Annotated in this window: 15 protein-coding genes; 5 read left to right on the forward strand and 10 right to left on the reverse strand. The window is 48.4% G+C overall.

Translation table 11 applies throughout. The features are described 5' to 3' along the window. Positions 1-4 precede the first annotated feature (4 nt). Positions 5-1,294: a DUF4302 domain-containing protein gene (locus KD145_RS15445; protein WP_211999678.1), complete on the forward strand. Its 1,290-nt coding sequence runs from the start codon at positions 5-7 to the stop codon at positions 1,292-1,294. Between the two features lie 76 nt (positions 1,295-1,370). Here KD145_RS15445 and KD145_RS15450 read toward each other — a convergent pair whose 3' ends face one another. Next, positions 1,371-3,500 carry a thiamine pyrophosphate-dependent enzyme gene (locus KD145_RS15450; RefSeq protein WP_249219379.1) on the reverse strand — a complete coding sequence of 710 codons (2,130 nt, stop codon included), beginning with the start codon at positions 3,498-3,500 and terminating at the stop codon, positions 1,371-1,373. A gap of 80 nt (positions 3,501-3,580) precedes the next feature. Between KD145_RS15450 and KD145_RS15455 the strand changes: the two genes are divergently transcribed. Continuing rightward, the gene (locus KD145_RS15455; RefSeq protein ID WP_211999680.1) at positions 3,581-4,024 is read left to right on the forward strand and encodes a MarR family winged helix-turn-helix transcriptional regulator; all 444 of its coding nucleotides are present in this window, start codon (positions 3,581-3,583) and stop codon (positions 4,022-4,024) included. A 44-nt stretch (positions 4,025-4,068) separates the two neighbouring features. Here KD145_RS15455 and KD145_RS15460 read toward each other — a convergent pair whose 3' ends face one another. The 4 genes from KD145_RS15460 to KD145_RS15475 form a co-directional block, all read right to left on the reverse strand. Further along, positions 4,069-4,680 carry a fumarylacetoacetate hydrolase family protein gene (locus tag KD145_RS15460; protein WP_113617054.1) on the reverse strand — a complete coding sequence of 204 codons (612 nt, stop codon included), beginning with the start codon at positions 4,678-4,680 and terminating at the stop codon, positions 4,069-4,071. Positions 4,681-4,738: 58 nt separating this feature from the next. Then, positions 4,739-5,314: an aminoacyl-tRNA hydrolase gene (gene pth, locus KD145_RS15465; protein WP_211999690.1), complete on the reverse strand. Its 576-nt coding sequence runs from the start codon at positions 5,312-5,314 to the stop codon at positions 4,739-4,741. A gap of 66 nt (positions 5,315-5,380) precedes the next feature. Then, positions 5,381-5,971, reverse strand: coding sequence for a 50S ribosomal protein L25 (locus tag KD145_RS15470; protein ID WP_211999697.1), 591 nt, complete (start codon positions 5,969-5,971; stop codon positions 5,381-5,383). Positions 5,972-6,008: 37 nt separating this feature from the next. After that, positions 6,009-6,965, reverse strand: coding sequence for a ribose-phosphate pyrophosphokinase (locus tag KD145_RS15475; RefSeq protein ID WP_113617051.1), 957 nt, complete (start codon positions 6,963-6,965; stop codon positions 6,009-6,011). A 283-nt stretch (positions 6,966-7,248) separates the two neighbouring features. Here KD145_RS15475 and radC point away from each other — a divergent pair, with 283 nt between their 5' ends. Together radC and KD145_RS15485 are read left to right on the forward strand one after the other, a co-directional pair. Then, complete coding sequence (radC, locus tag KD145_RS15480) at positions 7,249-7,956, forward strand: DNA repair protein RadC (RefSeq protein WP_113619617.1); 708 nt, start codon at positions 7,249-7,251, stop codon at positions 7,954-7,956. Between the two features lie 55 nt (positions 7,957-8,011). Beyond that, positions 8,012-8,977 carry a Gfo/Idh/MocA family protein gene (locus tag KD145_RS15485; protein WP_211999699.1) on the forward strand — a complete coding sequence of 322 codons (966 nt, stop codon included), beginning with the start codon at positions 8,012-8,014 and terminating at the stop codon, positions 8,975-8,977. An 80-nt stretch (positions 8,978-9,057) separates the two neighbouring features. Here KD145_RS15485 and KD145_RS15490 read toward each other — a convergent pair whose 3' ends face one another. From KD145_RS15490 to KD145_RS15505, 4 genes are all read right to left on the reverse strand, one after another. After that, positions 9,058-9,729: a 2-C-methyl-D-erythritol 4-phosphate cytidylyltransferase gene (locus tag KD145_RS15490; protein WP_211999702.1), complete on the reverse strand. Its 672-nt coding sequence runs from the start codon at positions 9,727-9,729 to the stop codon at positions 9,058-9,060. 120 nt (positions 9,730-9,849) lie between these two features. Then, positions 9,850-10,899 carry a tRNA preQ1(34) S-adenosylmethionine ribosyltransferase-isomerase QueA gene (gene queA / locus KD145_RS15495; RefSeq protein WP_113617048.1) on the reverse strand — a complete coding sequence of 350 codons (1,050 nt, stop codon included), beginning with the start codon at positions 10,897-10,899 and terminating at the stop codon, positions 9,850-9,852. A gap of 101 nt (positions 10,900-11,000) precedes the next feature. Further along, positions 11,001-12,749: an ABC transporter ATP-binding protein gene (locus KD145_RS15500; RefSeq protein ID WP_211999704.1), complete on the reverse strand. Its 1,749-nt coding sequence runs from the start codon at positions 12,747-12,749 to the stop codon at positions 11,001-11,003. A 20-nt stretch (positions 12,750-12,769) separates the two neighbouring features. Further along, positions 12,770-13,540, reverse strand: coding sequence for an AMP nucleosidase (locus tag KD145_RS15505; protein WP_211999706.1), 771 nt, complete (start codon positions 13,538-13,540; stop codon positions 12,770-12,772). An 84-nt stretch (positions 13,541-13,624) separates the two neighbouring features. Here KD145_RS15505 and KD145_RS15510 point away from each other — a divergent pair, with 84 nt between their 5' ends. After that, entirely contained in the window at positions 13,625-14,065 is a 441-nt protein-coding gene (locus KD145_RS15510; protein ID WP_211999708.1) for a type I restriction enzyme HsdR N-terminal domain-containing protein, read from the forward strand. Positions 14,066-14,149: 84 nt separating this feature from the next. On the opposite strand, the gene KD145_RS15515 is transcribed toward KD145_RS15510, so the two are convergent. After that, complete coding sequence (locus KD145_RS15515) at positions 14,150-15,568, reverse strand: Glu/Leu/Phe/Val dehydrogenase (protein WP_211999710.1); 1,419 nt, start codon at positions 15,566-15,568, stop codon at positions 14,150-14,152. Positions 15,569-15,575 lie beyond the last annotated feature (7 nt).

The following is a 15,575-nucleotide window of genomic DNA, read 5'->3' on the forward strand; positions in this document are numbered from 1 at the left end:
TCAAATGAAAAAATTCGCTTTATATACCCTGCTCTGTGCCACTGTGCTGGCTTCGTGCCGGAAAGACAGCTCCATCAGCAATCCTGTGGAAAAGTCCTTCCCCGACCCAGCCCAGACACTCGACTCCTTCAAAAATGTGCTGGGCAGCGCCACCAACGGATGGGTGGGTACACTCAAACCCAAAGACGGCAGTCAGCTCTTCAGCGTTTACTTCCAGCTCGACAACAGCAAAAATGAAGTAACCCTGTATACCGACAACAACCCCGCCTCCGCCACAACGCCCAGCAAGAGCCGCTTTGGCGTAGCCATCTCACAAAAAATCAATCCTACACTGAGCATCGGAGAAGGCTCTCAGCTGGCAGATATCAAACTGAGCACTAAAAGGCCGGTGGATACTGCTTACTCCTTTCACGCTGTAAACGGAGACACCCTTTTGTTAATAGGTAACAAATACAGCGATGAACTGAAGCTGATCAAAGCCAGTGCTCAGGTAAAATCAGATTATGCTGCCGGCAAACTGGGCTCCAGCGCCGGAATCACCAACGACTATATCAGCAGTGCTGCCTTTTTCGGTTTCCAGCCGGGTAATACCAACACCATGGTATACTTCAGTCTGGAGAATAAAACCAGTGGGTTTGCTTATGTGAATAATAATGCCAGGGTTTCATCAGGTACCGGTTTCGCCTATACGCTCACCGGCATTGCCCTGCGTTATCCGGTGGTTATCGGCAATCAAAGCGTATCCGCCTTTACCTGGGACGACACCGTCAAAAACTTCTACGCCACCATCAACAATACCAAGGTATACCTGACAGCTACCACTGTACCGGTGATCCCGGTCCACTATCTGTTGGGCGGCGAAATTTCCGGCCAGCTGACTGTACCGGAACCGGCGTTGCTGCCGCTTCCTGGTTGGACCGCTGATTTTAAGGCCATCTGGACCGATGCAGCCACTAAATTCAAAGCCAGAGGGCTGCCTATGTCCAAAGTAGTGATGGACTTCCAGACCGATGCCGGAATACTCAATATGAACGTCTACTTTGCACAATACGTTGGCAAATACACTTTTAAATACACTAAAACAGCAGACGGGGTATATTCATTTGTGATGCAGCCATTCACCACAGAGGTGTCCAGCGCCAATGGCAATGCTGTAAAAGTACAGGCACAGCCCCTTACAGACATGTTGTCCAGGAACCGTTTCACATTGGGTTATGTAGATGATCCCGATGGATTGCTGATCAGCTTTACGAGTGTGGATAAACCATCGATCAGTTTTACTTCCTTCTGGTAAAAACTTTCCCCTCATAAAACATAAGGCCCTGTCACATAATGGACAGGGCCTTTTTCATTGACGTACCGGTTGGTTTTCAGTAGGACAACAGTTCTTTTATCATGGCTTCCACCTTGGTCGCATTGGGGAGCATAGCGGCTTCCAGCCCCATGTTCAGCGCTACGGCGGGCAGGTCCAGTGCTCCCAGCATATATACCGGCGCATCCAGCTCTTTAAAGCAGGCTTTTTGTATACGGCCGGCCAGTGCCTGGGTAAAGGAGTTGTTTAATTGTTCTTCCGTCAGTAGCAGGCATTTCCCATGTTTCTTAACGGTATTGAATACCAGCTCTTCATCCAGTGGGAACAGGGTACGCAGGTCTATTATCTCCACATTACCCGGGAAGGCACGGGCAGCAGCTTTTGCCCAGTATACCCCCATACCGTAGGTGATGATACACAGGGAATTACCCTGCTGTACATCTTTCGGGTGTGCCTGTAATACCACATTGCCCTTGCCCAGCGGCAGTACGTAATCTGCTGCCGGCTCAATGGTCATCGCATCCTGGGTACCAGGTACTTTACTCCAGTACAGCCCTTTATGCTCCAGCATCACTACCGGATTGGGATCCAGGAACGCCGCTTTCAGTAAACCTTTCATATCGGCGGCATTGGAAGGATACACCACTTTAATGCCTTTAATGCTCAACAGCGTGGATTCTACACTGCCGGAGTGATAAGGGCCTCCACCACCATAAGCGCCTATCGGCACCCTGATCAGTGTTTGTACCGGGTATTTGCCCCGGCTCAGGTAACAGGACTTGGAGATCTCGGTTACCAGCTGGTTAAAGCCCGGATAGATATAGTCAGCAAACTGTACTTCCACGATGGGTTTTACGCCGGTAGCAGACAGTCCGGCGGTAGAACCAATGATATAAGCTTCCTGGATAGCAGTATTGTATACACGGTGGTCTCCGAATTTATCGCCGAGAGTGGCTGCTTCACGGAATACGCCTCCCAGCCTTTTACCCACGTCCTGGCCAAAGAAGATGGCTTCGAGGTATTGCTGCATGATTTCTTCCACTGCGTGGAGTGCTGCGTCTACCATCACCACCTTGTTGCCGTTGGCAGGGGTACGGGTACCGGATTCCTGCGTAACGGCAGTCGGGGCAAACACATACTCCTTCACTGTTTCCGGTGCCGGTTCTGCCGCTTTTACCGCTGCTGTAAAAGCAACTTCAATATCTTCTATGGCAGTGCGTTCTATTGCCTGCAGATCGGTTTCTGCCACACCATGTTTCAGGAGTAAGGCCCGCAGTTTGGGCACGGGGTCGTTGGCAGCATGTTTCTCCAGGTCTTCCGGTGTGCGGTACCATTCCTTGCGTACGCCGGAGGTATGATGCCCCAGCAGCGGCACTTTGGCCTGCACCAGGATCGGCTTGCGTTCCTGCCGTACATAGCCGATGGCTGTTTCCATGGCGGCATAACTGGCGGTGAAGTCACTGCCATCTACCTGCATACGTTCCAGCCCTTTAAAACCGGCAGCGTATTCATAGGCGTCCATGGCACGGGCCTCTGCTGCTGTAACAGAAATACCCCAGTCATTGTCCTGTACCAGATAAATAATAGGCAGTTGTTTGAGTACAGCAAACTGTAATGCTTCACTCACTTCTCCTTCCGTTACGCTGCCATCCCCCAGAGAACAGACAACTACCGGCAGTTCCCCGTCGGGGCCTGTCTTCAGGAGGTCGGAGCCGATGGTTTCCAGATATTGCACACCCTGCGCCATACCGGTGGTGGGGATCACCTGCATGCCGGTAGCGCTGCTTTGATGTGGTATCTGTGGCTTGTCTTTCCGACGGCTGCTGGGGTGGCTGTAATAGGAACGTCCGCCGGAAAAGGGATCGTCCGCTTTGGCCAGCAGCTGCAGCATCAGCTCGTAAGGCTCAAAGCCCATGGCCAGCAGCATGCTCTCGTCCCGGTAGTAGGGGCTTACAAAATCCCAGGGTCTCAACTGCATGCCCGTAGCGATCTGTATGGCTTCATGCCCGCGGGAAGTAGAATGTACGTATTTACATATAGGCCGGTTGGCCTCGTAGGTGGCTGCCATATGGCCGGCCTGACACATCAACCGGTAGGCAAACAATAATTCCGCCAGCTCGCTCCTCTTCTCATCCTGGCCAGAGGCCCCAGCTTTTAAAGTTGAAACGCTTGTACTATCTTTAAACACGTAAAACTGTTTTGGTGATGACGATGGTGGTTAAGCAAAATAGTTGCTAATACAACTGTTGCTATTGCAAATTAATTAATATGGCTGATACTTTTGTCAATAATCCCTCTTTTTTTAAGCTGGATGCTACCTTGAAAAAACTGCGCAACTACTGGCAGAAAATGTTTGATGCTCAACAGATGGATATCACGGTAGATCAGTGGTTGCTGGTGGAAAATCTGTACAAGCACAAAAAAACAACCCACAACGAGCTGGCCCGTAATACCTCCAAGGATATCACGACAGTTTCCCGTATTATTGAATTACTGGTAAGAAAGGGGCTGGTAAAAAGGGAGGCCGATACCTATGACCGCAGGAAGATATACCTTCAACTCACTCCGGAAGGGGCAGAGAAATACAAACAGGTAAAACCACTGGTGTATGAAATGCGCAAAACAGGCTGGAAATCGCTGACAGAAGCCGACTATGCAGAGCTCACCAGGATACTGGACACGATCTACAATAATATTCCCGGAAAGGTATGATCAAGGGTATTTGACCGGCACTGCCGTCAAATACCCCTGTAAATTTATTTTACGGTAAACTCCAGCAGGCTGTCGTTTTCAATAAACGCTTCAAAAGAATCGCCGATAACGGTAGGACCTACACCTGCAGGGGTGCCGGTGAAAATCAGGTCGCCGATGTTGAGGGTAAAAAACCGTGAGATATAAGAAACGAGGAAATCAAAAGAAAAAAGGAGGTCTTTGGTATTTCCTTGCTGTGCCAGCGTTTTATTCTTATACAGGCAGAAATTAATATCTTTTTTATCCATTTCCGGCGTAATGGGAATAAAATTACCTACCAACGCTGAGTTATCAAAGGCTTTCGCGATCTCCCAGGGCAAACCTTTGGCTTTCTGTTTGTCCTGCAGGTCACGGGCGGTGAAATCTATACCTACAGAAATTTTATCGTAGTATTTGTCTGCAAATTTCTCCTGAATATGTTTGCCGTTTTTGCTTACGCGCAATACCAGTTCACATTCATAATGCAGGTTGGTGGTAAACTCCGGGTAATAAAAAGGATGGCCATTCTGCAACAGTGCATTCTTTGGTTTCATGAACAGCACCGGCTCAGTAGGTACTTCGTTTTTCAGTTCTTTGGCATGGTCAGCATAGTTCCTGCCTACGCAAATAATTTTCATAATGCGTTAGTTTTAAAAGATAAATTAAGCAGATAGCCGGCAGATTTGCAAATTTACTTTACAGGGGAAAAGTCAGCTTGTTGTACTCATTCATGGTGCGGGCCAACCCAATGCTGGCAAAACTTTCAATAATTTCACCACATTTGTCGATTTTTTGCTGCACCACCGGTAGTTCGGTGTTTTTCCACTTGCCCAGTACAAAATCCACCTGTCTGCCTTTGGGATAATCATTGCCGATACCGAAGCGCAGCCGCGGATACTGGCTGGTACCCAACGATTCCTGAATGCTCTTGAGGCCGTTGTGGCCGGCATCGCTGCCACCAGGGCGCAAACGGATCACGTCCAGCGGGAGGGCCAGCTCATCCATGATCACCAGCAGATTTTCAGGGGCGATCTTTTCCTTGTCCATCCAGTATTTGAGGGCACGACCACTGAGGTTCATATAAGTGGTAGGTTTGATAACGATAAACGTTTTTCCTTTCCATTTACATTCAGCCACTTCGGCCAGCCTGTCGTTGTGAAAAGTGCTGTTATGGCTGGCAACAAAAGCATCTACCACATCAAAACCAATGTTGTGGCGGGTATGACGGTATTCTTCCCCTATGTTGCCCAAACCGGCGATCAGGTATTTCATAATATTTCAAAATTAAAAAGCCCCTCTACAAGTAGAGAGGCTTTTCGAAGAATATTTTCTAAAAGATTATTTCTTTTTAGATTCTTTTTCAGCAGTAGCTTCTTCCTGACGCAGCTGACGGGTCATAACCACAGAAGCGATAGGAATACGAGGAGAGTTGATGATATCGATACCTTCTACTTTCACGTCTTCTACACGGATGTTTTCGTTCAGTTCCAGGTTATCGATGTTTACTTCGATGTTTTCAACCAGGTTTTTAGGCAGGGTTTTAACTTTCAGCGCTTTCAGTTTGCTAACCAGTTTACCACCGGCTTTCACACCTACGGAAGAACCAACCAGTTTGATAGGCAGCGTCACTGTTACCAGTTTGTCTTCTACCAGTTCCAGGAAGTCAACGTGAGCCAGCTCATCAGTAACTACGTCGAACTGCAGGTCTTTCAGTACGCATCTGTAAACTTTACCGTCCAGTTTGATTTCTGCAAGCTGGAAATCAGCAGTGTACACCAGGTTTTTGAATTCTTTGGCAGGAGCTGAAAAATTTACAGTTTCCGCACCCCCGTAAATAACACAAGGCACTTTTTCCTCAGAACGGATCTGGCGGGTGGCTTTTTTGCCGAATTCGCTCCTGAGTTGTCCTTCGATGGTTATTGTTTTCATTGCTTAAACAGTTTATATGAATTATTAAAAAACGTTGTTATTGCCGGCGCTGACTGTGAACAAACAGGCTGGTAATGGATTTGTTTTCGTGCATATTGCGGATGGCCACTGCAAACAGGTCAGCCACAGATACCACTTTAACCTTGGAACTTTCCGGACGGATAGGAATAGTATCACATACTACCACCTCTTCCAGTACGGAATTCTCAATGTTTTCATACGCTTTACCGCTGAAAACCGGATGAGTACAGAAAGCACGTACGCTTCTGGCTCCTTTTTCCTTCAGCAGGTTGGCCGCTTTTGACAGCGTACCGGCTGTATCACAGATATCGTCAATGAGCACAATGTCCCTGTCTTTCACATCACCGATCACTACCATGGATGCTATTTCATTGGCCCTTTTACGATGTTTATCGCAAATAACCATCTCAGCATTAAAGTAGGACGCCACTTCACGCACCCTATTGGTGCTACCTACGTCAGGGGACGCAAAGGTAAGATTTTCCAGCTTTAATTGCTCAATGTAGGGAATAAAAATAGCAGAACTGTCCAGGTGATCTACCGGGATATCGAAGAACGCCTGAATCTGCGGAGCGTGCAAATCCATGGTAATCACTCTATTCGCGCCTGCTGAAGTCAGCAGATTGGCCACCAGTTTAGACCCGATCGCTACCCTGGGTTTGTCCTTCCTGTCCTGCCGCGCAAACCCGAAATAAGGGATCACAGCGGTAATATACCCTGCTGATGCACGCTTGGCCGCGTCGATCATCAACAGCAGCTCCATCAGGTTATCTGAAGGGGCATTGGTACCCTGCACAAGAAAAACATAGTCACCACGGATACTTTCCAGGAAAACGGGCTGAAACTCGCCATCACTGAACTTCTGAATTTTTAATTTACCAATGCTGTTGAGGCCATTGCCATATCTTTTGGCAATTTTCTCGGCCAACGCTGGATTACTGTTGCCTGTGAAGATTTTTACTGAAGGTTGCATACTGCTGATACTAGTAGAAAAGAGGTGGCAAAACTATGATTTTTGGGGCTACCAGCACGAAAATTTTTTCATTCAAATATCTTATACACAAAAAACAGAATTCATAATAACCACATATTAAATAAATAAGGAGGAATAATTTTCATTTTTTATTTAAAACTTTTTCCGGCAGGAAATAACATTTTCTTCATAAAGGAAGTAATACCGGGAAATGGAAAAAATGTGGGGAGAAATGAAAAAAGATTCGAAAGGGTGATTTATATTTGGAGAAATACCCCGAAGTATGTTTGTTAGCCCGAAAACACAGTCCCATGTGGCCATACGCCATTGGGCAGATACTGAAAAACCACGGGAGAAACTGCTTAACAGCGGCCCTTCCGCCCTCACCGACACAGAGCTACTCGCCATCCTCCTTCATACCGGCCATAAGAGCAAGTCAGCACTGGACCTGGCCCGGGAAGTATTGCAGCTGGCACACAACAACCTCTCCGAACTGGGTAGGATCAATGCCAGGAAGCTGCAAAAGCTCAGAGGCATGGGCAGTGCCAAAGCTGTTACCATCCTGGCCGCCATGGAGCTCGCCCGGCGCCGGCAGGCAGGCTTCATCCACAAAAAAACCGTCATCCGTGCCGGTTCCGATGCAGCCCTCTTTTTTAAACCCCTCCTGGCAGACCAATACTTCGAAGCCTTTTATGTGATGTTCCTCAATCAGGCCAACAAAGTGCTGCATTACCGCTGTATCAGCACCGGCGGCATGACCAGCACCGTAGTAGACACCCGCATCATATTCCGGGAAGCCCTGGAAGCACAGGCCTGTAAGCTGCTCCTCTGCCACAACCACCCCTCCGGCAGCCTGCGCCCCAGCCAGGCCGATATAAGGATCACCCTCAAAATAAAAGAACTCGGTCAGCTCTTCGATATCGACGTCCTCGATCATATCATCGTTTCAGAAACAGGCTACTGCAGCCTCGTGGAAGAAGGTGTGATATAAAAGTCAAAAAATAACCAAATGTCTTTACTTTCGCATTTATTTATTAAGATCCAATATGCTCAAAATAGGACTCTTCGGGGTAGGACATCTCGGTAAAATACACCTCTCACAACTTTCCACCATGAAAGATGTAGAGGTAGTAGGCTTCTACGATCCCAGCAATGCCAACGCCGCCAGCGTAGCAGAGCAATACAATATCCCCCGGTTTGAGACACCGGAAGAACTGATCATGGCAGTAGACGCTATCGATATTGTAGCCCCTACCACCCTGCACTTCAAGTTATGTGAACTGGCCATCCGCAATGGTAAACACATCTTTGTGGAGAAACCCATGACCAACACCATGGAGGAAGCCAAAACACTGGTAAAGCTGGTAGATGAAGCCAATATCAAATTCCAGGTAGGACACGTGGAGCGTTTCAACCCCGCCTTCCTCGCCCTGAAAGGCTATGATCTGAAACCCATGTTCATCGAAGTACACCGCCTGGCAGAATTCAACCCGCGCGGCACCGATGTAAGCGTGATACTCGACCTCATGATCCATGATATCGATATCGTACTCAGTATCGTAAAGTCTACCGTAAGCCGTATCTCCGCCAGCGGTGTGGCCGTTATGAGTGATACTCCCGATATCGCCAACGTACGCATCGAATTCCATAATGGCTGTGTAGCCAATCTCACCTCCAGCCGCATCTCCCTGAAAAAAATGCGCAAAATGCGCCTGTTCCAGAAAGACGCCTATATCGGCATCGACTTCCTGGATAAAAAATCAGAGATCATCAAATTAAAAACACCGGAAGACGAAGGCCTCTTTACCCTCGATATCGAAACCAACAGCGGCAAAAAAACCATTGCTATCGATAATCCGGAGGTAAAACAATCCAACGCCATCCGTATGGAACTGGAACTGTTCCGCGACGCCATCCTGCAAAACAAACCCGTAGCCGTAAACGCTATAGATGGTCTGCAGGCACTCGACGTGGCCCATCAGATCCTCCAGAAAATAAACTCCGATATATAACTGTGATTTTGCTGATGCTCCTGATACCTTTTATTGAGTGCTCAACAAAACACATCAGGAGCTCAGTCAAATCATAAAAATCACAGTTGCAGGAAGGCTTTCGCCAGCACCAGGTCCAGCGGCTTGGTAATCTTCAGATTTGACTCCTCTCCCGTCACCAGATGTATCTGCTGCCCCAAACGCTCCACCACAGTGGCTTCATCGGTAAACAAAGGATCATAAGGCAGTTCAAAAGCCGGCAATATCAGCTCCGACAGAAAAGTCTGCGGCGTCTGAATAATCCGGAAACGGTCTCTGTTGACCGCCATATTTTTATCTCCCGACACTTCCCGGATACTGTCTTTCATATCAATTGCCGGAATAGCGCTACCATGGCTTAATGCAGCTTCATAACAGGTACGTATCAACGCAGGGGACACCAGCGGCCTTACCCCATCATGTACAAACACCACCGCATTGTCCTTCACCTGCTGCAGCCCGTTCTTTACTGAATGGAAGCGGGTCTCCCCTCCTTTCACGATCGTTATGGCCGGCATATCCTCAAATGACTGTAATAGATGATTGGCCTGGCTGATATGGTTTTCCGGTAATACCAGCACAATTTCCATATCGGGGTAGGCCTGGGCAAAAGCAGTAATGGTATAGTACAATACCGGCCTGCCAGCCAGGTCGAGAAACTGTTTGGGAACGGTACTCTGCATCCTGGTTCCGGAGCCGCCGGCAACAATGATAGCTATCTTTTTTCTCTCCATAAAAAGGAATACGTACTACTGTATTTAAATCAAGAATGCCTGAGTGAAGACCAGTGCGAAATAATTATTTCAGTCACTCTTCTCTCAGGCATCCAGGTCAATAACTGTAATCCGTCGTTATCAGATAATCAGCATGGCGTCGCCATAGCTGAAGAAACGGTATTTTTCTTTGATGGCCTGCTGATAAGCTTCCATGATCAGGTCGTATCCTGCAAACGCGCAGGTCATGATCAACAGACTTGTTTTCGGCAGGTGGAAGTTGGTCACCAACGCATTTGGAATCGCGAAATCGTAAGGAGGATGGATAAAGGTGTTGGTCCAGCCTTCTGCCGCTTTCAGGAGGTTCTGCGCCGTTACGGAAGATTCTACGGCACGTACGGAGGTAGTACCGATCGCGCAGATTCTGCGGTTTTCTTCCTTGGCTTTGTTCACCACTTTCACGGCATGTTCGTCGATGAGGAAATACTCAGCATCCATTTTGTGTTTGCTCAGGTCTTCCACTTCGATAGGACGGAAAGTGCCCAAACCAGTGTGCAGCGTTACTTCTGCAAATTTCACTCCTTTGATTTCCAGACGTTTGATCAACTCACGGCTGAAGTGCAGACCAGCAGTAGGTGCTGCCACAGCGCCTTCGTATTTGGCGTAAACGGTCTGATAACGTTCCTTGTCTTCTTCTTCCGGTTTACGTTTGATATACTTAGGCAGCGGTGTTTCACCCAGGGTGTCGAGCACCTGTTTGAACTCATCATCATTGCCTTCGAATAAGAAACGGATGGTACGGCCTCTTGAAGTAGTATTGTCAATCACTTCCGCTACCAGTGACTCGTCGTCACCAAAATACAATTTGTTGCCTACGCGGATCTTACGTGCCGGGTCAACAATTACGTCCCACAGGCGATTTTGCTTGTTCAGCTCACGCAGCAGGAAAACCTCAATTTTGGCTCCCGTCTTTTCCTTACGACCATATAACCTTGCAGGAAATACCTTGGTATTGTTCACAATCATCACATCCTTATCATTAAAATAACCCAGGATGTCTTTGAATACTTTGTGTTCAATTTTTCCGGTAACGCGATTTACCACCATTAAGCGTGATTCATCTCTTGTCTTGGAAGGGTGCTGTGCGATCAGGTTTAAAGGGAGATCGAATTTGAACTGTGATAGTTTCATATTACGGTATGAATAAAAAATTTTAGAGTCTGCAAAGGTACTGATTATTCCTTATTCCGTCAAAAAATGACCTATAATCATTATAATCAGTAACCTATATATTAAATCCCTTTAGGTATGGCTGAAATGAGCTGTTGTGTGTAAGGATGTTGCGGATGATTGTACACCTCGTCTGCCGGCCCCATCTCCACTATCTTTCCCTTCTGCATCACCATCATCCGGTCGCTGATAAAACGCACCACCGACAGATCATGCGAAATAAAAATACAGCTGAAGCCAAACTCTTCCCGCAACCGGATCAGCAGGTTCAGCACTTGCGCCTGTACACTCACATCCAGCGCCGCCACCGATTCATCACAGATAATAAACGATGGATCAACCGCCAGCGCCCTGGCTATCACCACCCGCTGACGTTGTCCACCGGAAAACTCATGCGGGTAGCGGTTAAAATGTTCCGGCAGCAGGTTCACCTTTTCCAGCAGCTCCATCACCTTTTCCCGCTGCAGCCGCTCATCGCCATAAAGCCCATGTACCTGCATCGGCTCCAGGATAGCCGCCCCTACTGACTTCCGCGGATTCAGGGAAGCATAAGGATCCTGAAAGATGAGCTGCATATCCTTACGCAGCGCCCGCATCCCTGCAGACGACAAACTCCGTAAGTCCTGCCCTTTATAAACAATACTCCCGCCGGTTGGTTCTATCAACCGTAAAAGAGATCTGCCCAGCGTGGTTTTGCCACATCCCGACTCTCCTACCAGTCCCAGCGTTTCCCCACTGACAACAGAAAAGCTGACATCATCTACCGCCTTGTACCATTCCAATACTTTACCGGTAATGCTTTTTTTCACCGGAAACCAGGTCTGCAGACCATGTACTTCCAGCAGAGGACTGGCAGCGGCCAGTTGCGCGTGCCGTGCCTGCTGAGCTGCTTCGCTCACCACCAGGGCATTCACCACTTCTGCTACGGCCCCGGCTTTCTCCTGTATACGGCCTTCGGCATCCGTTTCCATAAAATCACGGGTCACCGGCAGACGCGACAGCCGCTTGTCCAGCGGAGGCCGGCAGGCCAGCAGCCCCTTGGTATAAGGATGCTGCGGATGAAGAAATACCTGTTGAACCGGACCCTCTTCCACGATATTACCTTTATACATCACCACCACCCGCTCTGCCAGTTCAGCTACTACACCCAGATCGTGCGTGATAAACAATACACTCATGTCCATCTGTTGTTGCAGCTCTTTAAGCAGCAACAGGATGGCTTTCTGTACCGTCACGTCCAATGCGGTAGTAGGCTCGTCGGCAATCAACAGGCGGGGTTCACAGGAAATGGCCATGGCGATCATCACCCGCTGTTTTTGTCCGCCGGACAGTTCATGCGGATAACGGTCCATGATAGTGGCCGGGTTGGGGAGCTTTACCCGGGTAAATAGCGCAACCGCCTGCTCACGGGCTTCTTTCGACGAAACACCTTTGTGCAGCCGGATGGCTTCTGTGACCTGTGCGCCACAGGTATGTAACGGATTGAGGGAGGTCATGGGCTCCTGAAAAATCATGGCAATCTCATTGCCACGATAGGCCCGCATAGCAGTATCAGACAGTGTTACCAGGTCTGTAGCCCTGCCATCTGCATGGTGATAGATGATTTTCCCATGCGAGATCTTTCCCGGCGCCTGTATCAGACGCATCACGGAGAGGGAGGTCACCGATTTACCAGAACCGGATTCTCCCACTACCCCTATGATCTCGCCCCTGCCTACAGACAGGTTCAGTTGGTTTACAGCCTTAACGGTTTTATCATGTGCCTGGAAGGTGACTTCCATGTCTTGTATCTCTAGCCGGGTTGAATGCATGGCTGGAAGATACAACAATTCTAAAAACGCAGGTGCTTAACAGTCTGGTGACTTTCGATCAGCTTCTGCAGCGATTCGATACCGATTTTCAGGTGACGTTCCACAAACCGGGTGGTCACTTTTTTGTCGCTTTCTTCCGTTTTAACACCTTCCGGAATCATCGGCTGGTCAGAAACCAGTAACAGGGCACCGGTAGGAATTTTGTTATAAAATCCAACGGAGAAGATGGTGGCAGTTTCCATATCTACCGCCATGGCCCTTATACGTTCCAGGTATTGTTTGAATTCTGCATCATGTTCCCATACCCGGCGGTTGGTAGTATAGCAGGTACCGGTCCAATAGTCAAAGCCCTGTTCACGGATGGTGGTAGAGATCGCTTTTTGCAGCGCAAATGCAGGCAGTGCCGGCACTTCAGGAGGGAAATAGTCGTTGGAGGTACCCTCACCGCGGATAGCCGCAATAGGCAGTATCAGATCGCCGATGGCGTTTTTCTTTTTCAGTCCGCCGCATTTACCCAGAAACAATACCGCTTTAGGTGAGATGGCGCTCAGCAGGTCCATTACGGTAGCGGCACCGGGGCTACCCATACCAAAGTTAATAATGGTAATATCGCCGGCAGTGGCGCATTGCATAGGTTTTCCCACCCCAACGATTTCTACGTTGTTCCATTCGGCAAACATGGTGAGATAATTACTGAAGTTGGTGAGGAGGATGTGAGACCCGAAGTGCTCGAGTTTTTCTCCTGTGTAGCGGGGAAGCCAATTAGCTACAATTTCTTCTTTTGTCTTCATAGCCTTTTGACACGCAAATATAGGGTTTTATTCGCTATTCTCCATATTATCCCCCTATCTTCGCACTCATCAAATATTCTAGTATTGATTACCATTAACTTTCCGCCACCGGACTTCAGGATCAGCCGGGAGCAGGACAAAGAGCTGATCTTTGACCGCTACCGGAAGAAGTATGTCCGATTGACACCGGAAGAGTGGGTAAGACAGAATTTTCTCAACTATCTCGTCAAAACCCTGTCCTATCCATCTTCCCTGATAGGCATAGAAAAAGAAATCATGCTGGGAGAATTGAAAAAACGGTTCGACATCGTTATCTACAACCGCCGGATGGAACCCTGGATGCTGGTGGAATGTAAGGAAATGAACGTGCCCATTACCCAGCAAACACTGGAGCAGGTTGTCCGTTATCATATGGTAATTCCTGCGACCTATCTGGTGATGACCAACGGTCTTCATACCTTTTGCTGCACTTACCGGCCTGCCGAACAAAGGTGGGTGTTCCTGGAAGAAATCCCCTCCTTCTGACAGGGCTGAAATAAAAATGCAGCGAAAATCCGTGAAGATCTTCGCTGCATGTATAAATAGCTAATAAATAACTGAAGAAAATTATCAAGGGAAGATACCCAGTTGCTCGTAAGCGGCACCTACTTTGTTGATGGCTACTACGTAAGCAGCGGTACGCATATCGTGGATCTGCGGGTTGGCCATCATTACATCGCGTACTTCGTGGAGAGCGGCGTGCATGGTTTCTTCCAGACCGGAGTAAACCAGATCCACTTCATCTGCACCGTGTGCGATGAATTTTCTTTCTTTATCAGATACTTTTTTACCGGTCAGTTCTTCGATGGTTTGCAGAATGTGGATATTCATGTTTTCATCGAAGCGTTTGCCCAGACGGCCATAACGTACGTGGCTCAGGTTTTTCAACCATTCGAAGTAGGAAACGGTTACACCACCTGCGTTGAGGAACATGTCAGGTACTACGATCACGCCTTTTTTGTTCAGGATTTCGTCTGCTTCCGGTGTCAGTGGGCCGTTGGCGGCTTCACCGATGATTTTTGCCTTGATATTGGGAGCATTGTGTTTATCGATCACATTCTCCAGTGCGGCAGGGATCAGGATTTCGCATTCCAGTTCCAGACCGTCGGTATTTTTATTCAGGTTAGCTGAACCGGGGAAGTTGATGATGGAGCCGGTTGCTTTTTTGTGTTTCAGCACAGCATCAGGATCCAGGCCGTTTTCGTTGAAGATTGCGCCATCCCATTCGATGAGGCAGATCACTTTAGCACCTGCTTCGTGGAAGTATTTGGCAGCGTGATATCCTACGTTACCCATACCCTGTACCACTACTCTTTTGCCTTCGATACCGGTAGACAGGCCCAGACGGTCCATATCTTCCTTAATGTTGCACAGTTCGCGCAGGCCGTAGAATACACCGAGGCCGGTAGCTTCTGTACGTCCGCGTACACCGCCCTGAGATACTGGTTTACCAGTAACACAGCCGTAGCCGTCGATTTCACCTGGACGGAGGCTCATGTAGGTATCCAGTATCCAGCTCATTTCTCTTTCACCGGTACCGTAGTCAGGAGCAGGAACGTCGGTGCCGGGGCCGATAAAGTTTTTCTTTACCAGTTCCGCAGTATAACGACGGGTGATAGCTTCCAGCTGGAAAGGAGTATAGTTACGGGGATTGATTTTAAGACCACCTTTAGCACCACCGAAAGGCACGTTTACAATCGCGCATTTGTAGGTCATCAGGGAAGCCAGTGCCATTACCTCATCCTGGTTTACTTCATCGCTGAAGCGGATACCACCTTTACAAGGCAGTTTGTGGTGAGAGTGCTGTACACGATAAGCTTCAATTACCTGAACGGTATCGCCGATCCTTACCGGGAACTTGATCTGGTAAACGGCATTGCAGGCTTTGATCTGCTCCAGGATACCCTTGTCCCATCTGGTGAATACAGCGGCTTTGTCGAAACTTCTTTCCACACTCTGGAAAAAGCTATAATGCTGATCTTGCGACATAATATGT

It is taken from the genome of Chitinophaga sp. HK235 (assembly GCF_018255755.1).
Taxonomy (GTDB): domain Bacteria; phylum Bacteroidota; class Bacteroidia; order Chitinophagales; family Chitinophagaceae; genus Chitinophaga.